This window comes from Bacillus paralicheniformis, from assembly GCF_001042485.2.
GTDB classification, from domain to species: domain Bacteria; phylum Bacillota; class Bacilli; order Bacillales; family Bacillaceae; genus Bacillus; species Bacillus paralicheniformis.
The window spans coordinates 259,509-281,465 of sequence record NZ_LBMN02000035.1; the positions used below are offsets into that span (position 1 = coordinate 259,509).

The 21,957-nt window shown below is 38.7% G+C and carries 28 protein-coding genes and 2 pseudogenes; 25 read left to right on the plus strand and 5 right to left on the minus strand.

Features of this window, described 5'->3' with window-relative positions; genetic code table 11:
• Positions 1-29 precede the first annotated feature (29 nt).
• The 4 genes from ACH97_RS18120 (at position 30) to ACH97_RS18135 (ending at position 3,388) form a co-directional block, all read left to right on the plus strand.
• The gene (locus ACH97_RS18120; RefSeq protein WP_003182143.1) at positions 30-437 is read left to right on the plus strand and encodes a MerR family transcriptional regulator; all 408 of its coding nucleotides are present in this window, start codon (positions 30-32) and stop codon (positions 435-437) included.
• A 56-nt stretch (positions 438-493) separates the two neighbouring features.
• Entirely contained in the window at positions 494-1,828 is a 1,335-nt protein-coding gene (gene glnA / locus ACH97_RS18125; RefSeq protein WP_020451550.1) for a type I glutamate--ammonia ligase, read from the plus strand.
• 442 nt (positions 1,829-2,270) lie between these two features.
• Complete coding sequence (locus tag ACH97_RS24530) at positions 2,271-2,627, plus strand: peptidoglycan-binding domain-containing protein (protein ID WP_426523434.1); 357 nt, start codon at positions 2,271-2,273, stop codon at positions 2,625-2,627.
• 173 nt (positions 2,628-2,800) lie between these two features.
• Positions 2,801-3,388, plus strand: a complete 588-nt coding sequence (locus ACH97_RS18135) for a hypothetical protein (RefSeq protein ID WP_020451551.1) — start codon at positions 2,801-2,803, stop codon at positions 3,386-3,388.
• 32 nt (positions 3,389-3,420) lie between these two features.
• Here ACH97_RS18135 and ACH97_RS18140 read toward each other — a convergent pair whose 3' ends face one another.
• Positions 3,421-3,651, minus strand: a complete 231-nt coding sequence (locus tag ACH97_RS18140; RefSeq protein WP_009327761.1) for a hypothetical protein — start codon at positions 3,649-3,651, stop codon at positions 3,421-3,423.
• Positions 3,652-3,783: 132 nt separating this feature from the next.
• Between ACH97_RS18140 and ACH97_RS23515 the strand changes: the two are divergent.
• The 5 genes and pseudogenes from ACH97_RS23515 to ACH97_RS24110 form a co-directional block, all read left to right on the plus strand.
• A pseudogene (locus tag ACH97_RS23515) lies at positions 3,784-4,080 on the plus strand (type I glutamate--ammonia ligase); the annotation flags it as partial.
• 357 nt (positions 4,081-4,437) lie between these two features.
• Positions 4,438-4,641 carry a hypothetical protein gene (locus ACH97_RS18150; protein WP_020451553.1) on the plus strand — a complete coding sequence of 68 codons (204 nt, stop codon included), beginning with the start codon at positions 4,438-4,440 and terminating at the stop codon, positions 4,639-4,641.
• 1,076 nt (positions 4,642-5,717) lie between these two features.
• On the plus strand, positions 5,718-6,185 hold the full coding sequence (locus tag ACH97_RS18155; protein ID WP_020451555.1) for a DUF6323 family protein: 468 nt from the start codon (positions 5,718-5,720) through the stop codon (positions 6,183-6,185).
• 1 nt (position 6,186) lies between these two features.
• Positions 6,187-7,170 (plus strand): DUF6179 domain-containing protein, encoded by a 984-nt coding sequence (locus ACH97_RS18160; protein WP_228119633.1) that lies wholly within the window; start codon positions 6,187-6,189, stop codon positions 7,168-7,170.
• Positions 7,164-7,622, plus strand: a complete 459-nt coding sequence (locus ACH97_RS24110; RefSeq protein ID WP_228119632.1) for a hypothetical protein — start codon at positions 7,164-7,166, stop codon at positions 7,620-7,622. The genes ACH97_RS18160 and ACH97_RS24110 overlap by 7 nt, the downstream gene beginning before the upstream one ends.
• 124 nt (positions 7,623-7,746) lie before the next feature.
• Here the strand turns inward: ACH97_RS24110 and ACH97_RS24115 are convergent.
• Both ACH97_RS24115 and ACH97_RS18165 read right to left on the minus strand, forming a co-directional pair.
• Positions 7,747-8,063 (minus strand): annotated as a pseudogene (locus ACH97_RS24115) (hypothetical protein).
• Positions 8,064-8,523: 460 nt separating this feature from the next.
• A complete protein-coding gene (locus tag ACH97_RS18165; protein ID WP_020451558.1) occupies positions 8,524-9,378 on the minus strand; it encodes a manganese catalase family protein in 855 nt (284 codons plus the stop codon).
• Between the two features lie 1,306 nt (positions 9,379-10,684).
• On the opposite strand from ACH97_RS18165, the gene ACH97_RS18170 reads away from it, so the two are divergent.
• The 12 genes from ACH97_RS18170 to ACH97_RS23845 all read left to right on the plus strand — a co-directional run bounded on the left by ACH97_RS18170 (position 10,685) and on the right by ACH97_RS23845 (position 18,143).
• The gene (locus ACH97_RS18170; RefSeq protein WP_020451560.1) at positions 10,685-11,173 is read left to right on the plus strand and encodes a cation:proton antiporter regulatory subunit; all 489 of its coding nucleotides are present in this window, start codon (positions 10,685-10,687) and stop codon (positions 11,171-11,173) included.
• Between the two features lie 16 nt (positions 11,174-11,189).
• Complete coding sequence (locus ACH97_RS18175) at positions 11,190-12,413, plus strand: cation:proton antiporter (RefSeq protein ID WP_020451561.1); 1,224 nt, start codon at positions 11,190-11,192, stop codon at positions 12,411-12,413.
• Between the two features lie 503 nt (positions 12,414-12,916).
• Positions 12,917-13,333 carry a hypothetical protein gene (locus ACH97_RS18180; protein WP_020451562.1) on the plus strand — a complete coding sequence of 139 codons (417 nt, stop codon included), beginning with the start codon at positions 12,917-12,919 and terminating at the stop codon, positions 13,331-13,333.
• 161 nt (positions 13,334-13,494) lie between these two features.
• The gene (locus tag ACH97_RS18185) at positions 13,495-14,472 is read left to right on the plus strand and encodes an alpha/beta hydrolase family protein (protein ID WP_020451563.1); all 978 of its coding nucleotides are present in this window, start codon (positions 13,495-13,497) and stop codon (positions 14,470-14,472) included.
• A gap of 60 nt (positions 14,473-14,532) precedes the next feature.
• The gene (locus ACH97_RS18190) at positions 14,533-14,757 is read left to right on the plus strand and encodes a hypothetical protein (RefSeq protein WP_020451564.1); all 225 of its coding nucleotides are present in this window, start codon (positions 14,533-14,535) and stop codon (positions 14,755-14,757) included.
• A gap of 197 nt (positions 14,758-14,954) precedes the next feature.
• The gene (locus ACH97_RS24575; protein WP_465038449.1) at positions 14,955-15,104 is read left to right on the plus strand and encodes a DUF7878 domain-containing protein; all 150 of its coding nucleotides are present in this window, start codon (positions 14,955-14,957) and stop codon (positions 15,102-15,104) included.
• The gene (locus tag ACH97_RS24580) at positions 15,047-15,292 is read left to right on the plus strand and encodes a DUF7878 domain-containing protein (RefSeq protein ID WP_436231765.1); all 246 of its coding nucleotides are present in this window, start codon (positions 15,047-15,049) and stop codon (positions 15,290-15,292) included. The genes ACH97_RS24575 and ACH97_RS24580 overlap by 58 nt, the downstream gene beginning before the upstream one ends.
• Before the next feature lie 161 nt (positions 15,293-15,453).
• Positions 15,454-16,050, plus strand: coding sequence for an SAM-dependent methyltransferase (locus ACH97_RS18200; RefSeq protein WP_020451565.1), 597 nt, complete (start codon positions 15,454-15,456; stop codon positions 16,048-16,050).
• A gap of 105 nt (positions 16,051-16,155) precedes the next feature.
• Complete coding sequence (locus tag ACH97_RS18205; RefSeq protein ID WP_020451566.1) at positions 16,156-16,638, plus strand: DUF4944 domain-containing protein; 483 nt, start codon at positions 16,156-16,158, stop codon at positions 16,636-16,638.
• A 33-nt stretch (positions 16,639-16,671) separates the two neighbouring features.
• Positions 16,672-17,244: a GNAT family N-acetyltransferase gene (locus tag ACH97_RS18210; protein WP_020451567.1), complete on the plus strand. Its 573-nt coding sequence runs from the start codon at positions 16,672-16,674 to the stop codon at positions 17,242-17,244.
• Between the two features lie 130 nt (positions 17,245-17,374).
• A complete protein-coding gene (locus ACH97_RS18215; RefSeq protein WP_020451568.1) occupies positions 17,375-17,851 on the plus strand; it encodes a Rok-like winged helix domain-containing protein in 477 nt (158 codons plus the stop codon).
• Between the two features lie 118 nt (positions 17,852-17,969).
• Positions 17,970-18,143, plus strand: coding sequence for a hypothetical protein (locus tag ACH97_RS23845; RefSeq protein ID WP_020451569.1), 174 nt, complete (start codon positions 17,970-17,972; stop codon positions 18,141-18,143).
• 352 nt (positions 18,144-18,495) lie between these two features.
• Here the strand turns inward: ACH97_RS23845 and ACH97_RS18220 are convergent, their stop codons facing one another.
• Complete coding sequence (locus ACH97_RS18220) at positions 18,496-19,116, minus strand: hypothetical protein (protein ID WP_020451570.1); 621 nt, start codon at positions 19,114-19,116, stop codon at positions 18,496-18,498.
• Between the two features lie 560 nt (positions 19,117-19,676).
• On the opposite strand from ACH97_RS18220, the gene ACH97_RS18225 reads away from it, so the two are divergent.
• The 4 genes from ACH97_RS18225 to speG all read left to right on the plus strand — a co-directional run bounded on the left by ACH97_RS18225 (position 19,677) and on the right by speG (position 21,565).
• Positions 19,677-20,261 carry a TetR/AcrR family transcriptional regulator gene (locus ACH97_RS18225; protein WP_020451571.1) on the plus strand — a complete coding sequence of 195 codons (585 nt, stop codon included), beginning with the start codon at positions 19,677-19,679 and terminating at the stop codon, positions 20,259-20,261.
• 80 nt (positions 20,262-20,341) lie between these two features.
• Complete coding sequence (locus ACH97_RS18230; RefSeq protein ID WP_020451572.1) at positions 20,342-20,674, plus strand: DMT family transporter; 333 nt, start codon at positions 20,342-20,344, stop codon at positions 20,672-20,674.
• A 2-nt stretch (positions 20,675-20,676) separates the two neighbouring features.
• Complete coding sequence (locus tag ACH97_RS18235) at positions 20,677-20,994, plus strand: DMT family transporter (RefSeq protein WP_020451573.1); 318 nt, start codon at positions 20,677-20,679, stop codon at positions 20,992-20,994.
• Between the two features lie 28 nt (positions 20,995-21,022).
• Positions 21,023-21,565, plus strand: a complete 543-nt coding sequence (speG, locus tag ACH97_RS18240; RefSeq protein ID WP_020451574.1) for a spermidine N1-acetyltransferase — start codon at positions 21,023-21,025, stop codon at positions 21,563-21,565.
• 36 nt (positions 21,566-21,601) lie between these two features.
• Here the strand turns inward: speG and ACH97_RS18245 are convergent, their stop codons facing one another.
• Complete coding sequence (locus ACH97_RS18245; RefSeq protein WP_217626321.1) at positions 21,602-21,928, minus strand: YxeA family protein; 327 nt, start codon at positions 21,926-21,928, stop codon at positions 21,602-21,604.
• Between the last annotated feature and the right edge of the window lie 29 nt (positions 21,929-21,957).

Here is a 21,957-nt window from a genome sequence, read left to right on the forward strand (position 1 = left end):
AATTTATATAAGAAAAGGAGGAAATTGAGATGAGTGATAAAATTCGCCGCTCAATGCCCTTATTTCCGATAGGTATCGTCATGCAGCTGACCGAACTGTCCGCAAGACAAATTCGGTATTATGAGGAAAATGGACTGGTATTTCCTGCAAGAAGTGAAGGGAACAGACGTTTATTTTCATTCCATGATGTAGATAAGCTGCTCGAAATTAAAGATTTGATCGAACAAGGTGTAAACATGGCGGGGATCAAACAAATTTTCGCCAAAACAGAAAACGAACAAAAAGAAGACAAACAAGACAAGCCGAAAAAAGCAGAGAAACACAACTTGTCGGATGAAGAACTGAGAAAACTGCTGAAAAACGAGCTTATCCAAGCAGGCCGTTTCCAAAGAGGGACGACATTCCGCCAGGGAGACATGTCCAGGTTTTTTCATTAATTTGTTAGCAACTGCATTGCTATATACATTTACCTTTTAGAGGAGGAGTTTTACGAATGGCAAAGTATACAAGAGACGATATTGTTAAACTAGTAAATGAGGAGAATGTAAAATATATTCGCCTTCAGTTTACAGACATTCTTGGAACGATTAAAAACGTTGAAATTCCTGTGAGCCAGCTGGAAAAAGCACTTGATAATAAGGTTATGTTCGACGGCTCTTCAATCGAAGGATTCGTCCGCATTGAAGAATCCGATATGTACTTGTACCCTGATTTAGATACATTTGTGATTTTCCCGTGGACCGCCGAAAAAGGTAAAGTAGCCCGCTTCATCTGCGATATTTATAATCCGGACGGCACGCCGTTTCAAGGCGATCCGCGCAACAACTTGAAGCGCATTTTGAAAGAAATGGAAGACATGGGCTTCTCAGATTTCAATCTTGGACCGGAGCCGGAATTCTTCCTGTTCAAGCTTGACGAAAAAGGCGAGCCTACCCTTGAACTGAACGACAAAGGCGGATACTTCGACCTTGCGCCGACTGACCTTGGCGAAAACTGCCGCCGCGACATCGTACTTGAGCTCGAAGAAATGGGTTTTGAAATCGAAGCGTCTCACCACGAAGTTGCACCTGGACAGCACGAGATCGACTTTAAATACGCTGGAGCCATCCGCGCTTGCGATGATATCCAAACGTTCAAGCTCGTCGTTAAAACAATCGCGCGCAAACATGGCCTGCACGCAACATTCATGCCAAAACCGTTGTTCGGCGTAAACGGATCAGGCATGCACTGCAATCTATCACTCTTCCGAAACGGAGCCAACGCTTTCTTTGACAAAGACACTGACCTTCAGCTGAGTGAAACGGCAAAGCAATTCATCGCCGGCATCGTCAAGCACGCAACAAGCTTTACAGCTGTGACAAACCCGACTGTCAACTCTTACAAGCGCCTAGTTCCAGGCTATGAAGCACCTTGCTATGTGGCATGGAGCGCGCAAAACAGAAGCCCATTGATCCGTATCCCGGCTTCCCGCGGCATCAGCACGCGCGTAGAAGTCAGAAGCGTAGACCCTTCTGCGAACCCGTACCTTGCTTTGAGCGTACTTCTTGCAGCAGGACTTGACGGCATCAAAAACAAGCTTGAAGCACCGGCTCCGATCGACCGCAACATCTATGTCATGACAAAAGAAGAGCGCCTCGAAAACGGAATCGTCGACCTTCCTGCGACACTCGCAGACGCTCTCGAAGAATTCAAATCAAACGAAGTCATGGTCAAAGCCCTCGGCGACCATCTATTCGAACACTTCGTCGAAGCAAAAGAAATCGAATGGGATATGTTCCGCACACAAGTCCATCCTTGGGAGCGTGAGCAGTATATGTCTCAGTATTAATCTAGGAATCCCTTGGCACCAGTGGTGTCAGGGGGTTTTTTGTTTTTGTGGGTATTTTTAATATTTTAAGAGGGAACATTAATCACCCACAAATCACCCACAAAAAATCAATAAAAAAATTACTCCATTATCGTGGAGATATACTCTTATATCTATTCATTGAATCCATGTCGATCCTGTCCGGCTCCGTCGGTAAGCGATTCAAGCCATCTGGCGGCATTCAGGAAAAAAGTTAATGCTCTGTTTGGGAATAAAACTGTGTCAAAGACAACATCATCTACGAGCCAGTCAAGCAAATCCACAGGGACCATTCTGGAAAAAAGGGTCGTCCGGTTCCAAGGTCAAGTCGCTGCAGAAACGCTTGAATGCCGCTGGCTTCTTTCTGCCGAAATACGGGGCCGATGGGTCTTAAGGGGATGAATCTGTGCAAGCTGTTAAAGCTCTGCAAAAGAAGGCGGGTATCGCGTTGGATGGAATTTACGGACCGGCTACAGAAAAAGCGCTCGTAGCTATTGAAGCGAAAAAGAAAAAGCCTTCCTCAAACGGCAAAAAATCATCCTACCCGCTGCCGTCTGGCATCTATAAGGTGAAAAGACCACTGATGAAAGGGACGGTCGTCCGGCAGATTCAGGATGCGTTGGCTACCCTCTATTTCTATCCGGATATAGGAGCAAAGAATAATGGCATAGATGGCTATTACGGGCCGAAAACGGAGAACGTGGACAAACGGTTCCAGCTGATGTACGGGCTGTCTGCGGATGGTATTTATGGGCCGAAAACGAAAGCAAAACAAACTTGAATCATTATTGCAGCGAAGACAAGGTCCTCTATCTCGAGAACCTTCTTATACTAATCTTTTATCGGATAGAAAATTAAAAGTTCGTAAAATTTTCAAAAGGAAATTTTCCATATAGTTGGTTTATATGTTAATATATTACTTGTAAATATAAACTATAGGAGGTTGTTTTTGGTATGAAAAGTATGAAGGCTAGGGTGTTAATGGTTTTTTCAGTATTTGCACTCCTAACCACAGTAGTATTGACTACGCCAGCGGCTACGGTACAGGCAAAAAATGCAACAGAAAGTTTGATCAATCATCAAGAAGTTAGCGATGTTGTGCAAAATGTTGATGAAAAAGTCATGGAAAAAGCGAAAAAGTTTGTAAAAGAAGCATTGAAAACCAATGATGATTTTACATATTCTGTAGACCGTCAAAAAGCACTCCAAATTGGTTTTTCTGTAGATCAAGTAACAAATATGGCGATGTTTTATGAAAACTTGCCAACAGAACAAGTGAAATTTTTAGAGGAAGGGAAACAGGTTGCGGTAAAAGGCGATAATCAAATCAAGCCTATGTTTGTGCCTGCGTTACCATGGGTTGTATATATTTCGTTGCAAGAGTTAATTGCAATTTTAACAGCTGTGGGATTAGCTGGTGTTGCTCAAAAGTTCTTAAAAGACATTTACACACATGGGATTAAAGAAGCATGCAAAAAGTTTTCAAAAAAACATAAGAAGATTAAAGCCTTCTGTGAAAATAATGGATATCCAACAAAATAAAAATAACTCCTGGATTAGTTCCAGGAGCTTTTTTATAAGTAAATCGCCAATAAAGCCGCTAAGACAGCCATAATAAAGTAATCACTACTATCCATTTTGGTGCCGTTTTTAACAAAAACATTTAAAGCCCAATTCAATTTTGTACCATCGACCGTCTTTGAAACAAATTTTTTGCCGATATTGTAATACAGCACGTTGAAAAAGGCGTATGCAACTGAACAAAGCAAATAGAGCAAGATAAACTTACCAAAAAACAAAAGCATTGCTGGTCACTCCCACATTTTGAATTCTTTAACCAACAACTTGATTTTACCAAAAATGTTTATAATAGAAAAGGAGACGTTTGTAACATCTTCACCTGTCAAAAGAGGAATTTTTTCGTGATAACTATAGACTTGAGTATACAGTTTGTAGCAGGACTTGACGGCATCAAAAACAAGCTCGAAGCACCGGCTCCGATCGACCGCAACATCTATGTGATGACAAAAGAAGAGCGCCTCGAAAACGGAATCGTCGACCTTCCTGCGACACTCGCAGACGCTCTCGAAGAATTCAAATCAAACGAAGTCATGGTCAAAGCCCTCGGCGACCATCTATTCGAACACTTCGTCGAAGCAAAAGAAATCGAATGGGATATGTTCCGCACACAAGTCCATCCTTGGGAGCGTGAGCAGTATATGTCTCAGTATTAATCTAGGAACCCCCCCTGGCACCAGTGGTGCCAGGGGGGGTTGAATTTTGGTCAAAAGATTGGGTGACCAAAATATGACCAAAAAAATTTGAAGTTTCAATCTAACTCCATAATCGATGAGACATAACCTTCGTAATCTTCGATTCTATCTTGGTCAAGTTTCTTACTGATATTGGGAGTAAACATCATCTGCTTTTCTTAATATATTTCATGTCTGTACCTGAATTCCAAGAGTAAAACCACGTGTGTTAGGCGAAAAGTGTGGTCAGCTTGGAATGACGCGGCAAAAGTGACCAAATACTGATTGGAATGAATATGTTATATTTAGGGGAACAATAAGCGAAGGGGAAACTATTAAATGTTTGAGTTGGATAAGATGATAAACAAAGTAAACGGCCTTAAAGAAGAGCACGCAAAGGGAACCCTTAAGGTTATTTGCGGAAAACTGGATAATCTAAAACACGCGGGTGGTCAATATACAGAGAAAGAATTTGTTGAAGATATTCGATCAATGATTGAGGATTTTCGAGAATTGGATAATAAAGAAGAGAATAATGAATAAAAAACCCTTCTTGCAAGAAGGGTTTTTTTTTATAACAATACCACACCGACGACATATACGATCGATTTAGTTATAAACAATTTTTAAAACGGGAGGTTTTGAAAAAGCGAAATAGTAATAACTAAAGTTGATAAAGAGCCCAAAGATATCAAAGATACAATTTTTCGGTTGTTTTGCTTTTTTGGAGATTTACTTAATTCATAGATTAATGCACTCCATAAAAGTATGGATGCCAAAATAATAATACTCATATACACATAATCCTCCTTTTTATGGTTAACATTGTCATCGATTTTACCACATTTAGGATTGAGATGTCGATGAAATAAGCATCTTTATTTCATTCTTTGACTGAAGAACAAAACCGTTTGTTTTCAACTCGGACATTATAGTTCCTTCGGAGTTCTCACTATGAACACTGGCATTCACTTACTCTCTAGTATGAGTTCCTTATTGAAATGTCTTTATTTCTTTTGTTGTCGAAAATGAAATGAAAACCTATCATATCCAGAACAGAAAGAGGCATTGAAACAAAAAGGTTAACAAAATGAGGTTGCAAGCTGCAGCCTTTTTAGTTTGAAAAAAGTTAGTACAAATGGAAAGAAATCATCCAACACACTGTTGGTCGGCATCTTTAAAGTGACAAACGCATGAAATGAAAGGAGCGGCTGTACGTCAGGTTCAGGAAACGTTGGCTGTTCTTTAGCCCTAAGAGAGCAAGGTATTGACGGCAATACGGTCAGAAAGCGGCGGGACCGTCACTGATGGTATTTACGGGTCTAAGACAAAAAATAGAAAAGTTAAATTACACAACAATTAATAGAATGAAGTATAAGCAGATAAAAATTTTGAACGAAATCTGTTGAGTTGAAGGGAAATTAAATTGGTCTTGAGGAATAAAAAGCTGATTTAAGAGGGAAAGAAACAATGCTGCTGAAAAACAACTATTGACATATGTAAGTAAATAGAATAAATTAATTATTGTTATAAAAAAACACCTAATTTTATCATAACACACAAGATATAAAAAGTCAATGTTTTTTTAAAAAAAGATGCTTTTGAAAGGAAGAGAGGTTATGAACTTATCTCGTTTTTTGAATTCCATTCAATTATCCCCTCAATCAAAACCTATGATGGAACTGCTTGAATTAAATGAAAAAACAAAAGAGCATGGCTTGATCTTAACACCCAGCGATATCAAAACATTAATCGTTTATAGAAATAAAGTGCTTCATGATCATGGACGTATAGAGCTGGGGATTGAAGTACTAAAGGAATTAATTGAGGTGTTTGCTGCTTCACCCTATATGGATGAGGATCATGATGTCGAAACGTTAATCGAGCTTCAGGAGATTTTTTATTATCTCAGAAATGAAACAGAAGATAAGATAGGTGACATGAAACTGATTCATCAGATGATGGAGTGTTTTAACGGACCTTCTGCGGGGTCTTTAGAGTTATTAAGAAGTAAAATGGAGGAACTCGCGGAGAGTTTCAGAAGAAATACGATGAGAAGTGAGTCTTTATATAAAGGTGATGAATAACATGGGAAAAGAAAATACTTTAAATCGCTATGATTTGGTTTCAAATTTTACGATTGATAAATCAAAGTTAAAGCAAAGCCAATTTATGTTGTCGCTTCTAAAAGAAGGCCAAAGGGTTGGAGTTATTACCAGCGAAAAAGCTTACAAGATACAGGTAGAGATTATGCAAATCCTGCAACGATTGATAGGCCAGTATACCAAAGGGGAAAGTACGTCGGTTACTACAGAAACGGCGGAAGGGATTATGGTTTCCCTCATGTATGCAATAGATGCTTATGCTCTCCATTTTGAGAAACCTGAAGAGGTTATCGTACATTTACGTTCTGATAGTATAAAAAAAATATATACCAAAGGTGTCGAATTACTTCACTGTTATTTTGAAGAAGCTAAACAATTGTATCAAGACGTAAAAAAATTAAAGTTAGATGTGCCTGTTGATGCTTATAATTTAACCATTGACGAATCGTTACCTGTATTTATGAATCATTATAATATTATTTTTGAAGCTCAAAATACGATGGCGAGCATTGACTATCCTTTAGCTATTGACAACATGGAACTGCAAGGTGTTTTTTATATTAAACAGTATTTAGAGCGACTGCTGATAGAAACGAGATTCTGTCACTTTTTTAACCATCACGATCTAATGTATATCTTGACAAACTTCGGGAGAATATGCCGCTTTAATTATCGCATAGAACTTTTTAATATTTTTGAGTTAATGATAAACAATGCTGTTTTTTCACTGCTATCCGGGGGCGAAGCCAATCAAGTCAGAATTTCTGAAGTTCAATATGACAGGTTGAGTCGGTTGTTAAGTGATTGCCATGCTGATAAAAGGGCAAACTTGATTAACGAAGCATTTGATCGGTTACAGCGGGATTTAAAGACAGATCAAACGATTACTGATTATATCAATTTGTATCGCAATGAATGTATTCAAAGGGTAAATAACGCTGCGGAATTGATGGCTTCAAAATGTTGATCATCAGAGAAATTGAAGAGAGAGAAAAACCAATAGCGTTAATGTTAAATGAAAATGATCGCATGAGTGATATTGAAATGCGGAAATTGGTGGATTGCATCATGGAAAGAAAAAACACAGCAGAAAAAATATCGCTGATCCGCGATCATTTTGTTTCACTGCATGATTATTTGGATTTGCTAAATTCGGGATGTCTGTTTGACGACGAATATAACGCACTTTTTGCTACGTTTGGGAATTTTGAATTGGCCATTTTTGCGAAAATTGTATTTTATGAAGAATTAAGAGGGGGAATCCTCAATTTCATTGACATTGTTGCTGACTGCTCTGAAGCAAAGAGCGAGTGGGAAACATATTATATGAAATTTATTAAACAATTAGAAGATGAGCGCATTGCAACGATTGGACAGCTCATCAATGATATTGACTATGAGGAGATATCGTTTTATTAAGTTAAAGACGTTTTTATAAGTTTTTACAAAGGAGAGTCTAAAGAAAGACGAAGATAAATAACAGCACTCGATAAATGCAATCTTATCCCGCCAAGAAAGTTATTTTTCAACACAACTTAAAAGCTTAAAGTAATTCTACTCCAACTTGCTTAGTGAATTTTACTTTTATTCTCTCTTCTTCTCCAATACTTACAACCATGAAATTTTCAACTTTCTTAATGCTAGTTACGTTTTGAAAAACACCTGTAAATACCGCGAAATCTTTATAGGTTATATCCAGGCTGCAAGTTAGTTGATAAACATCCAGCGTCAAGATTAACTTGAAGTTTTGATTATCTTTATAAGTATAAATAAATTCGCCAGCCTCTGGATCATCAGCTATACTGGCTGGCTCACTCTCAAAAAGTTCCAGTAAATCGTATTCTTATATTTTATAAACATCCAAGTGACTCCTTAAAAATAGTGATATTACTGTAATAGCGTCTCTATTTTCACTTGAAACTACTTTAATCTCTTTTGTTTCATGGAAAAAGCATAATAATGAATAATTTAATACGAAGGATTTAGTAATAAACAAATTAAAACGGAAGTTTTTGAAAAAGCGAAATAGTAATAACTAAAGTTGATAAAGAGCCCAAAGATATCAAAGATACAATTTTTCGGTTGTTTTGCTTTTTTGAAGATTTACTTAGTTCATAAATTAATGCACCCCAAAAAAGCATGGATGCTAAAATAATAATACTCATATACACATAATTCTCCTTTTTATGGTTAACATCGGCATCGATTTTACCACATTTAGGATTGAGATGTCGATGAAATATTCATCTCTATATCATAGCATAATCAATCAAAATTAAAGGTGCTCAAGAGATTTCTTGAGCACTTTCATACATCCTGATCAGGCATTCATATCGCCTAACCCGGGACTATGTTCATTCGGTATTTCCGGAAGCACGGGGACAGGAAATCCTGCGGGAGGCTCTGTTACTTTTAACTCTCCGCCATTACGGCTTGGAGATTTTCCTTGATAGATTTCTCCGATTCTTGTCTCATCCAACCTGAAGTTAAACTGGGCATTGTGGTAGCCTAATTCAACAAACTTTCTGCACTCGGGATATTTATTAATGTCGTAATTCGGCACAGGAAAAAGGTTCGCCCAGTCAACCCCCAATGTCTCAAGGGCTTTGGCAAACGCATTTTGGTGAGCATTGTCGCGTACAATAAGAAAAGCAAGGGTCTCCCGAAATGTCTGATTAGAGCTCATTTCATAGATCCTTGTTTTTTGCAGCACGCCTGTCGACTCAAGAACCAAGTTATCCAGCAGGTCGGCAATTAAGTTTCCGTGGTTATACACCCAAGATCCATTCCACGGATTCCCCCCTGCATCAACGGGAAGAGAGCTTTGCGCCCCGATAATATAATGATGAGGATTAGCATTTTTAATCGCTTCATTGAGGGGAGCCTGATCTGCACCTTGATTGCCGGCTCCTTCGCCGCCTGATTCATCTAATAAAGCATTAATTGTACTTTGTACCAGTTCAACATGAGCAATTTCCTCTAAGAAAATGCCCCGGAGCAGGTCACGGTATTGTTTCTGTTTTCCCCTGAAATTTGAGCTTTGAAAAAAAAACTGCATCATCGTACGCATTTCTCCAAAATGTCCGCCTAAAATTTCCTGCAACACTTTAGCGGCTGCCGGGTCTGGCTTGTCCGGTTTAATGATATTTATAAGTTCCTCTTTGTAGTAATACACAACATACCTCGCTTTTAAATGATTGATTTCTTATATCATTTGTAAGAGAAGATAAAATATACAGATATTTTCTTCTCAGCAAGAAATAAAACCAGAATGAAAAAATCACAAATAAAACACGAAAAAAATATATAAACAAGAGAGCCGCAAAATAATTCCTATTTGAACCCGACTTATTCGAATTTTCGGAAAGAGAAAACGGCGAAATTGATAGACGGAATGGGCGGATTGATGAACTTACAAAAAATCCCCCTGGATTTTCAAGGTTTTTTTGTTAGTTAAACTGGTCCCGAAATGCTCATATCGATCATAAAAGTCTGGATTTTCGTTGGTAGTTCATTAGAAATGGGTTTTTATAGCCAGCGGCTAATTATTTGCGGATTGAAATTTAGTCCAGACCAAAAAGGACTTTCATAACCGAACATTGGAATGCTGGTTCCTTTTAGAAAAAGAATTGGCTATGTTGGTTTTAAAAGGAGAGAAACTTTTTTTGAAATCTTAAGTTCAGTCATGTCTGTCGTAATCGTTTATTAAAAACCTTAAACAAAGGTGTAGACACTGGTCAATGTACAATATCAGGATCGTACTAAAAAACAGCAATTTTCCAACACAAGCTACATATTTTATTCAGCATTCTATGCAAAGTTCCTCTTGAAAAAGAGATGACTACAACTTGTCAATTCTGTTCATTTTTCCATAATTTCTGACTATCCACTATGTATACTGCATTTGGGGGATTATCATATACTGAGCTTAAATTATAAAAAGTATTCAACCAGGTTATTTTTGCATGCAGCTTTAGTAAGTTTATCAAGCAACTGTTCCCTGAATCCCTCTTCAATTACCTAAAACTACCTGTTAATTGAAATGGAATCCAGCGATTAAGTGAGCATTTGTGAGATAATCGTATAAAACCGAGGGAGGCGAAGTAACTTTAATCAAGTGTTGGCTTTTTACATAATCTTTGGCGTTTGCATTGTTACACAACAATACTATAATGGTATTGAGTGACATGGATCAAGAAGGTTAATTAAGTAATATGTGTAAATTATATTGAGTGAGTTTGTTTGTAAAATATGTAAAAAAATTGAACATTCTTACCTTCTTTATTGTCTTCACGTATAAATATTAAAATTATTTGAAAAAGAAGGGGCAATAGGGAAGGAGGTTGCTTTCGAAGGCGATTTCACGATTCGCCCTTCTGAGTCGTTCAGATGTCTTTGGATTTAAGGAAAGCAAAATTGAAGTCAATCTTTAGAATAGCCCTAATCCATATCCATTATTGTTTTCAGAGGAGGAATATTAAATGAACATTCGGGAAATCGAGCTTCCGGGAATCGGATATAAGTTTGAAATCTTTACAAAAAATCAGGATAAGTTGGTCATTGTAATCCATGATGACGGCCGCAGAGAAATTTATCATTTTGATGCTGACGATCATGAAGAGGTTTTGGTCAGTGCTACTTTTAATGATTCTGAAGCCAGAAAAATTGCAAGTATATTAGGAGGTATGGCATATAAACCTAAAGCTTTAGAAACTGTAGAATTTGCCTTTGACGATACAATCATTGAATGGTATCAAGTAGAACCCAATGCACCTGCTGTAAATAAAACGATTGGCGAAATTGATATTAGAAATAACTTTGGAGTTACTGTTATTGCTGTTAAGAAAAAGAACAGCAAAAAGTCACACAATCCGGGATCTGATACAGTTATTGAAGCTGGCGACACATTGGTTGTTTCAGGAGAAAGGCAGCAGATTAAAGAATTAATTAAAAAGCTGTTATCAACCTAAGGAGTGGAGATTATAGATGGATCACTTAGTATTTGAAGTTGGTACGGCACTTGTTATAGTTGCGATTGGGGCTGTTGTTGCAAATAGACTAAAGTTTTCAATCATCCCCTTTCTAATTATTCTTGGGATGATTGTAGGCCCGCATGCTCCGACGATTGGGATCATCGATTTAACATTTATCGAAAGTAATGAGATTATTCAATTTCTAGGCCGAATAGGTGTGCTTTTTTTACTTTTCTATTTAGGGCTTGAATTTTCCGTTGGCAAACTGGTCAAATCAGGTCAAAACATCGTAGTAGGCGGCAGTATCTATGTAGCCATTAACTTTATTTTAGGTCTCCTGTATGGATTAATCGCAGGCATGCCTTGGATGGAAACACTCATTATTGCTGGACTGCTTAGTGTATCTTCCAGTGCGATTGTAGCCAAAGTTCTTGTCGATTTAAAAAGAACAGCGAATCCAGAAACAGAGCTCATCCTGGGGATTATTTTATTTGACGATATCTTTCTGGCTTTATTTTTAACAACTGTATCAGGAGTTTTGCTTGCAGGGTCTACATCCTTTCTCGGTATCTTCACCTCTGTACTTATTTCTGTTGCTTATATGTTACTGTTCTTTATTATCGCTCGAAAAGGAGCTTCGTTATTAAATAAATGGTTAAACATAAAATCAGATGAAATTTTTATCATTGTGATATTCTCGATCTTATTTTTTGTTGCGGGATTTTCAGAAACGCTTCACGTGGCAGAAGCGATTGGTGCCTTATTGTTAGGTTTAGTTTTTTCTGAGACCGAGCATCGGGATCGCATTGAACATCTTGTCGTTCCATTCAGGGATTTCTTTGGCGCAATTTTCTTTTTCAGCTTTGGATTAAGTATTGATCCATCAACATTAGCAGATGCCATTTGGCTGGCATTAGGGGCAGCTTTACTTACGATAATAAGCAATTTTGTGGCTGGAATGATTTCTGGACGGAAAGCGGGGCTATCCCATAAGGCCTCTAGTAATATCGGATTAACCATCATGGCTCGGGGAGAGTTTTCTATCATTGTAGCAAATTTAGGGGTCGCTGCAGGATTAAATCCTATTTTAACTCCTTTTACCGCGCTTTATGTTCTCATTCTGGCAATTTCAGGACCATTTATGGCAAAAGAAAGTAAGAATGTTTATAAACATTTAAACAAAATTTTCAAGTGGAGCAAACCTCCGGAAAAGAGCAAAATGAAAACACCCATTTAATCTATATGCCTATCTTCCGTAGCGGCATCAGCTATTTCTCTTAAACTTACACGATCAACATAAAATTTCAATTCGTCGCTTTTCTTCAATAAAAATCAATTTCTTTCTTCTTTAAAAAAGCTACGTTGCTTTGCACTATTGGTGTGAGAGCTGCAGCGGATGACTTCACTGTATACATTTACTTTTTTGTTTTATAGAAGCTTAGGCTGATACATTCGGCAACTGGGGCCTCGAGCGATCCTGCTTCATCCTATTTCAAAGTAGAGCCGCAATTGATTGTGAAATCATTCTCATTAATGTTTTGCGGCATCCTGCTTGCCATAATGGGGGACGTAAAGCAATAAAATGAATGAACTGCAGTCGCCATTGGTTACTAAAAAGGCGGATACAAATAGAAGTGTTAGACATCATCCTTCCGCTATGCAGTAAATTAAGCTATTAGTTTGGCATTTTAGAACGGCGTCTGTCATTAAACTACTGATTGAAATGTAAGGGAGTAAATTATGTTTTTAATAGGTTTTGCTTTGGCGAACTTTATCAAGCAGCCGATATTAAGTTTTGGAACGGTTTTTCTTTTCATCTATGGACTTAGATTTTCTTCCAAAGGTATTAATGCTGAAAAACATGATTACTATATCAACCTATACAGACTTATATTTTGCTTTATAATACCTTTCCTTAACTTTTTTATGTATTGGTCAACAATAGGTGGAAATGCGGGATTCGGGTTTACGTTTAGTCCGCTTACCATACTGCAAAAGCTGTCTTTCTTGTCACAGATTATCTTGATATTCTTACCCGAGATTTGCAAATTTTTATCTCGTAAAAACTTAATTCAAATTGATGAAAAGAAGCAAAAATTAGCATCAGCTTTTTATCCAATTGCTTTAATCCTAACAATTTGTATGGCGTATAATTAAGGGGCTTAAACAGCGGCGTTGCTCTAACAAAAAATATTGAAGTTGCGAGAGGCAAGCGATAAGAATATAAAAGCAGTTTGTGAAAGTTAAAGGAGCTCCTCTTTTGGCCAAACGTCTCGTCCATAAAAGCGCTATTACTAAAATCTTCAGGAGGGCAAAAAGTGTTTTTTGCAAAGATCATCGATCGTTTAGCTTTATATGATTTGCACAGAAAAAGAAGTAAAGATCAACATTTTTCCGCTTTTTCATTGAATTTGATTGACAGGGGGGAATTCTATCAAGCAAAAGCGGCTGATGTCGCCATTATGCTTCATGAATCAAGAAAAAACTATTTGGCTGGACATTTCAGCTATGAATCTTTAATTCCATCCGGGGACCCTGTCAATGATGCTTTAAAAGGCGAGGTTTTTTTAAATAAAAATGATATAAATCAGCCTAATGTTATTTTTGTGCATGGCTGGCGAATGGATTCATACGACAGAATAAAAAAGATATTTCATGATCGTATCATGAACGATTTAGGCTGGAACATGTACTACTATCCTCTTCCGTATCATTTTGAAAGAGAGCCGGAACATTCACTTTACAGCGGAGAATTGATGATAAGCGCGAATTTGAATCGTACGGTTGATTCGGCGAGACAAGCTATCGTCGATTTACGGGCTCTCATTCACTGGATAAAAGCAAATAAAAACGGCCCTGTTATTATAGTGGGCGTCAGTTTAGGCGGGTGGATGACAAATTTACTGGCTGCCCTTGAGACTGAAATCGACATCGTGGTATCGATATTTTATGCCAATCGTCTTTCTTATGCGATATGGAATACCATCCCGGGTAAATTCATAAGAGAAGAATTGGAACAGCACGGTGTGACATATGAAGATTTACAAACATATTGGGAAATTACAGATCCCAGCCAGGCTGTGCCGAAAGTTAATAAAGATAATATTTTGCTGATTTCCGCGGCACATGATCAATATGTTCATATACAGGATGCTGATGATTTGTGGGAAAGCTGGGGGAAGCCCGAAAGACGTCTCTACAATTGCGGCCATGCCGGAATTGTTCTTTGCCGCAAAAAGCTGGCATTAGATACGATTTCTTTCATCCGAAAAAAATTAAAGCAGATTCATAAGTAATTTCAATATTAATAAGCGGGCAATTTCCAGAATGCTAAATCATTATATAGGAGGCTTTTTATGTACTTTGTTTCCGGATTTGTTTCAGTTTTGTTTGGTCTCGTCATGCTATTTATCTTACGGTTGTTATCTGTTGCTTTTCCTCATGATATAACTGATGCAGCTGGCAATGATGAAGCTTCAGCTTATTTTCAATCATCTGTATTATTTTATCCGGTGCTGCTTATTTTAGGCGTAGTCTTGATTATCGTTCATTTGCGAACAAATGATAAGGAGAAGGATTAGTTCAAAGGGGAGTGAAAAATGGCTAATCCGTAATATTGGGCCAAGGTGAGCGGAGTGGTGAGACAGTTTGTTTCGATCTAAACATACTATCTCAAAAGTTTATAAGTTCACATCTGATGAATCAGATATCCCAATGAAAATGAGAAAAGCCCCTTCCATAGCAATGAGAGTAGAGGGAGAACTTGAAATCAAAATAAATGAATTACATATTTCAAAAAAATATCGCCTTATTGGAATTTTATGTTTCTCTAAATGAGTGGATTAAAAAGATCAAGAAAAAAACAAAGTTATGGAGTATAGATATCACACCACGGAGTATGAAAAGGGCGAACCCATTATTTCATTGATACCATTTGATTATAAGGCTCGACTAACGACCATTTGGGAAACTCAACAATCATATAATGTATTCGACCTTGATTACATCACCGGAAAAATGGAAATTTTACACGAAAAACTTGGACGTGATATTGAACATCATTATAGGATTTCATTGAAAAGCATTGTTGGTAAGATCCCATTAAGAAAATATTGATTTATCCTAAAGGCTAAAAACAGGGGCCGAGTTTAAAAACACCTTATCTGCGATGTGAAAATAAAATGCATATTCTAAAAGAAGCGGGTATATCAATGGCTATGAACGACGAATCACAATACCATTGATATGGAAGCATCCAAAAAAGGAGAACAAAAACGATGAACTTTTGGCACGAGCGCTTTCAAGATGAGAACTATGTGTATGGAACGGAACCGAATGCGTTTTTGGCAGATTCGCAGAAAAAACTTCAATTGTCGGGTGATGCTTTAGCCATTGCAGAAGGCGAGGGGCGCAATGCGGTTTTTTTAGCAGAACAAGGGATGAACGTCACGTCATGGGATTATGCCGAGTCAGGGTTGGAGAAAACGAAAAAGCTTGCTGAAACCCGTCATGTATCGGTGAAGACGGAGCTTGTTGACTTAAATGAAGCGTCTTGGAATCAAGGGCATTGGGACGAGATTGTATGTATTTTTGGACATTTTCCAGAAGAGCTGCGCCGAAAAACACTTCTTGGAGTAAAAGAAGCCGTGAAGCCCGGGGGATTTTTCGTGACGGAAGTGTATTCGACGCACCAAATTCCTTACAAAAGCGGCGGGCCGCAGGATCCGGAGCTTTTATATACACCGGAAGAATTTTTACAAACCTTTTCAGATTGGCGTATTGTCCACTTTTTTATGGGGGAAGTCGTTCGTCATGAAGGGGCTTGGCACAACGGCCTGTCTCATGTCATTCAATTTATTGGTCAAAAGCGCTGAATACTCCGGGGAAATATGATTTTAAAAAGGTGCCGTTTATGGCGCCTTTTTTGCGTAACTTTTTTCACCGTCATCACTACTATTGTGATGAAAGCGGGGGAAATGATGAAAAACAAAAATGGACTCAAACGGCTGCTGATGATCAGCAGCGCATTTCTGCTTTTAATTGGCGGGGGATATGTCAGTGCAATGATCTTCGGAAAGAAAGTGGTGTATGAAGGAGAGGGGGAAAGCGGTCTGTGGCATGCTTCGATTGAGAAATCAGATAAAACGTCAATCGGGCCTAATTATTTTTTGAATTTGTATTGGGATGGCGCGAAAGAAGATGCGAAAAGAACGATTGTGAAAACAATCACCTTATACATAGACGGCAAAAAGTATGATGATAGAGGAGAATACGATCTTTCTGAGTATACCGGAGAGGAAATGGATGACGGAGGCCATATGGAAGATCATATCGCGACTTTTGATTTTATGCCTGAAGAGGATGTCATCGGGCATGCGTTATCAGTCAAAGTGGAGTGGAAAACCGGAGATGAAGAGAACGCAGAAATAATGAAATTAACCAAGATTCCGTGGTATAAATGAAACGACAATCACTGAATAAGGAAGTGATTTAAAATGAATGAAATTGAGATCAGAAGGCCGCAAATTGACGACGTTGAAGAGCTGAATCAGTTTTTCAGAATCGTGGTCGAGGATACTTTTGCTAAAGAGGGGATATCCGATCTGCTTGATGATCAAGAAAGTGAAATTGAAAGTAAGAGGCAATACTTGAAAGCAGACTTAGACAGCAAAGGGAAGAGCCGGCACTTTTTTATCGCTTCAGATCAACGTCTGAATAAAATCATCGGTACAATCGAATATGGCCCTGCAAGCGAATTGATCGATATTTGTACGGATGGGGCTTTAAAGGATTTATATGAGGTAGGGACGGTATTTGTCCACCCGGATTATCAAAGACGCGGAATCGGGTCTTTGCTGTTCAACGTTATGTTATTGACCTTTCTGAATCGGGGAGTGAAGGAATTTTGTTTGGACAGCGGTTATCCCGGTGCACAGAAAATATGGAAGAAGAAATTCGGCGAGCCTGACTATATGCTGAAGGATTATTGGGGGAAAGGATATGATCATATGATTTGGAGGAGACGGACGAAGGATATGCCGATTGATACAAGAACATCAATAACGTAATCATCCTTTATATTCCATATACGTTTTAACGATAAAAAGAACTTTTCTTGAATTTATTTTTAAATAAATTGTTAAAGTTAAAAAAGTCCTATAAACTATAATGGAATCTTAATTTTAGGATGTGGGAGATATGTTCGACGAAAGAGAAGCGTTGCGTTTGAGACTTGAACAGCTAGGTGATGCGGAGATTCAGGTGATGCGGGAATTGCGAAAAGAACGACAGGACATTTATTCGAAGCTGCGTGAATTGGACCGGGAGAGTGATCCCGCAATTAATAAAAAATCTTCATTGATCGACTTGGCAAGCGCTGCAGCAGAGGAATTAAAACAATCCCAAATTGCCGCTGACAAACATCCGCCCATCAAGACTCCATCTCATACTATTTTCCAATCAAAAACAACCATACAGCGCGAGGCTGCCTTAAACATTTTAAGCCGCTATGAAGAGGGCTTGAAAGGCATTAAGCTCAAAACTGAAATCGAGAAAGAAACCGGCTTTCCGATTAAAAACATGACGACATTTATGAAGAGCTTAATGAAACATCGCCCAGATATTAAAAAGCCTGCCCGCGGCCATTATATTTTGCATAAAGAAAAAGACCTTTGAGGTTTTCGTCATTATTCCAGATTCATATTGTCATAAATCAGAGCGGAATCTTTAAAAATTGAAACCAAACAACACCTATATCGTATATTTAGCTAAAACTAATGCAAGGGTGTTCTACATGTTGGATAAAAAGAAATACTTCATGATTATGGTACCGGCTTTAATTTTAGCGTTTTTATTTCAATTTTTTGTTCCCTCAGAACAAAGGTACTTGGGGATTGTGTTTATTTTAGCAGGCGGGGTGATTTATTATCTTTGGGTGCATATAGAAAAGGACAAACAGAAAGATTGAGCGCATCCTTTGATTTGCGAATCCACTAAAAAAACGTCTATATAGACGTTTTTTTGTTATTGATATCCATTGTTAGCCAACCTGCTGGGCGGCAACCGACTGAGCCGGTAAACAAATGCTCAAGCAGCCGTTTCTCCCAGATTTTATCGATCTTTTAACTTTAAGGCGTAAGCTTTGAACTGTTAAGAGCTTTGATACTTAAGCTGTAAACGCTGAACGTTGAGCTTTGAGCTTTTATCTCAATGTTGGCACAGCGTCTCTTTGGCTGTGCAGATGAAATAAAAGGAGGGAGTCACCTTTCCCTCGGAAGGTGTTTAGTTTTATCGGTTTTCGGTTGGCTAACAATCGGCCGTTAATCGATTTTGATTTTGGTGAGTGTATTGCTCTCGGACAATGCAAAGTCAACTTCCATTTCAAAGTCCTCGATCTTTTTTGACAAGGAATCGATCTTCTCTTTTAGGTTCAGCGGATCGATGATTTTTGCTTCATTTTCAGCGAGGAAAGATTTGACGATTTCCTGGTTTTCAGCCGCTTTTACTTTGCCGTCTTTTCCGAAAAGAGTCTCCAGATGTTTGTCTAGTCTTTCTGTTACTTTTTGATTGACGCTCTCGGCCTCGTCGACTAAATCAGCGTACACTTCTTTCAGCTTATCCAAAAGCTGAATGTCGTAGCTGATGGAGGTTTTTCTTTCGATGGCTTCAGCCACAGTCATCTTGACTCCGGCCACTTCGATTTTGGTCGTCGCGTTGGATACAACAATGGCAGACTTAATGGCATTTCGCCTTTTGATTAAGGCTTCAATTGATTGATAATCGGCTTTCGCCCTAGTTTCCAAGTCTTCGGCTGTCCGAAATCCGTTCGGCAGTTTCTTTCCGATCATCAAACCTCCGAATGTGCTCTCATTTACGGCCCGCTTGATTCTTTTATCCAACATTTTGAGTTCGCTTAGTGCTCTGGTGATCGTAAGTTCCATTCTATAGCCCCTTCGTCGTTTATATATTTAAAAAAGCTCTTTATTTACTCATTAGAGTAATGATTATATCATATTGATTTTCCAAGTGTTATATTTTTTGTGCATATTTTCATATAGCATAATAGTCCAAAAAGATTCATAGAAAGCTGTAGGAGGTCTAATCGATTATTCGATTTCATGATCACTATGCATTGCATTTCTCTTTAAAATGAACAGGGAGATCAACAAAAAAACTTTTAGCAAAAGAAAAGCTTTGCTGAGAACTTTTCCTAATTCCTATTGTTTGTCTTTGCTCCGTTTCACTGCAAAACATATTGCGAGGACGGCTGCGATAAGAGAGGCAGCTCCGCATGCCAGCTTGATCAGCGGTTTCAACAATATCAACTCCATCTGTTTTCGGTATATGTGTAAAGTATAAAAGGGATTCATATCCAAAGACAGCTTATGCTTAGGATTTTAAAGAAATTTTAAGGAAATAAGTCCTGCGCCGCCCGGTTGACAATGAAAAGCCGCTCCACTAAAATGAATGATAGTCATTCATTTTTAGGGAGGTCTGCAACATGCCAAAGCAAACGTCCGGGAAATATGAAAAGATTTTGCAGGCGGCCATTGAAGTCATTTCTGAAAAGGGGCTGGATAAGGCGTCGATTTCAGATATCGTGAAAAAAGCAGGTACTGCGCAGGGCACTTTTTATCTTTATTTCTCATCCAAAAATGCATTGATTCCCGCGATCGCGGAAAATCTTCTGACACATTCTTTGGACCATATTAAGAGCAAGGTCGACGGAACCATGTCTTTCTGGACCGCCTTGGACATCATGATCGATGAGACGTTCAACATGACGGAACTTCATCAGGATATTATCGTTCTTTGCTACTCAGGTCTTGCCTTTGACCATTCGATGGAAAAATGGGAGGCGATCTATCAGCCTTATTATTCCTGGCTTGAAGGACTTATTGAAAAAGCAGTTGAGAAAAACGAGGTCATTCCGGACATCAATGTGCGCTGGACGGCCAGAACGATTATCAACTTTGTCGAAAACACAGCGGAACGTTATTACATCGGGGCGGAAAAAGACGAAGAGCTCAGTGTGTTCAAAAAAGAAATATTTACTTTTCTGAAGAGAAGCATAGGAACCAAGTGAAAAATGACCGGCTGCAGCTGTTCATTTTTTATCGGCCTAAAAATGACTGACGTTCATTCACAACAGGAAGGGTGTTATCATTGAGTTGGCTCCTCGTCATTATTGCGGGTTTTTTGGAAGTGGTTTGGGCCTCAGGTCTTAAACATGCGGATTCCTTCGCCGATTGGCTGATGATCTTTGTACTGATCGCGGCAAGTTTTCTCATGCTGATACGATCTTACAGGAACATTCCGATGGCGTCGGCTTATACCGTATTTGTCGGAATCGGAACGGCCGGCACATATGTGACGGGTGTTTTTATGGGCGAACCCTTTTCAGGAGGGCAAATATTTTTTTTGATCGTGCTGTTGGGAGGCATTATTGGCATGAAAATGTTTACAAAAGAGAACAATACCCAGTCAGGGGGTGATTGATCATGCCGTGGTTATTTTTGGTGATTTCTGGAATCGAAGAGGTCATTGCCGCCATCGCTATGAAATATGTAGACGGCACAAGAAAAAAATGGCCGATTATTGTCATGGTATTGGGGTTTGCTTTGTCTTTTTTCTGCCTTTCGAAAGCCATGCAGGCACTTTCAGCCGGTGTTGCCTATGCCGTTTGGACCGGGATCGGCAGCATCGGCATTACGGCAGTCAGCTTATTTTGGTTTAAGGAGCGGATTCGCGCTCCGCAGCTCATCTCACTTGGCTTTATTATAATCGGGGTGATCGGCCTGCGCCTTACATCATCTTAAATTTTAATTTATATTGGAGGTTGCTGATATGTTCAATCAGCTTAAATTGCGTCCGCTCGAAAGAGAAGACCTTCCGTTTGTCCACCGTCTTAACAACGATGCGAAGATTATGTCGTATTGGTTTGAAGAACCGTATGAGACTTTTGTTGAGCTGCAGGATTTGTTTGACAAACACATTCATGACCAAAGCGAACGGCGCTTTATCATAGAGAAAGAGACTGAGATGATCGGATTGGTTGAGCTGGTCGAAATTGATTATATTCACAGACGGGCGGAGTTTCAAATCATCATTGATCCAGAGCATCAAGGGAACGGGTATTCGTCAAGCGCAACGTATTTGGCGATGAACTACGCGTTTTCCGTTTTGAATTTGCACAAATTGTATTTGATCGTCGACGAAGATAATGCAAAAGCGATTCACTTGTATAAAAAAGCAGGGTTCACAATCGAGAGCGAGCTGCAGGATGAGTTTTTCGTTGACGGCTATTATCGTAACGCTATTAGAATGTGCATTTTTCAGGATGAATTTTTATCACTTAAAAAAAGCAAAAAGGAAGGCATGCAAGGATAAACAAAAGAGATGGCGCCGCCATCTCCCGCATGTTTTTTAATTTTTCACACCTAATCGATCTTTGGCTTTGTCGGGAATATCGTCTTTTTCAACCTCTTCCCACGATTTCACGCCTTTATTTTCAGAATAGAAAAGCCGTAAAAACGCGCCTGTACGAAGGTTTTTATCAGCTGTGAATTCCATTGTTTTTTCTTGACCGTCCTCATCAAAACCGGCCAGTTCATATTTGAAGACGGAGTATTCCTCGCCGTCGTCAAACTTCGACGTGTCTTCCTTCCCGTTTCCGGTAATGTGAACATAATATTCGTCTGTTCCCACACGGTTTAAGTTACATCCGCTTAATAATGCGGTAAATATGATCATCAGGCTGATCCATACGATATGCTTTTTCA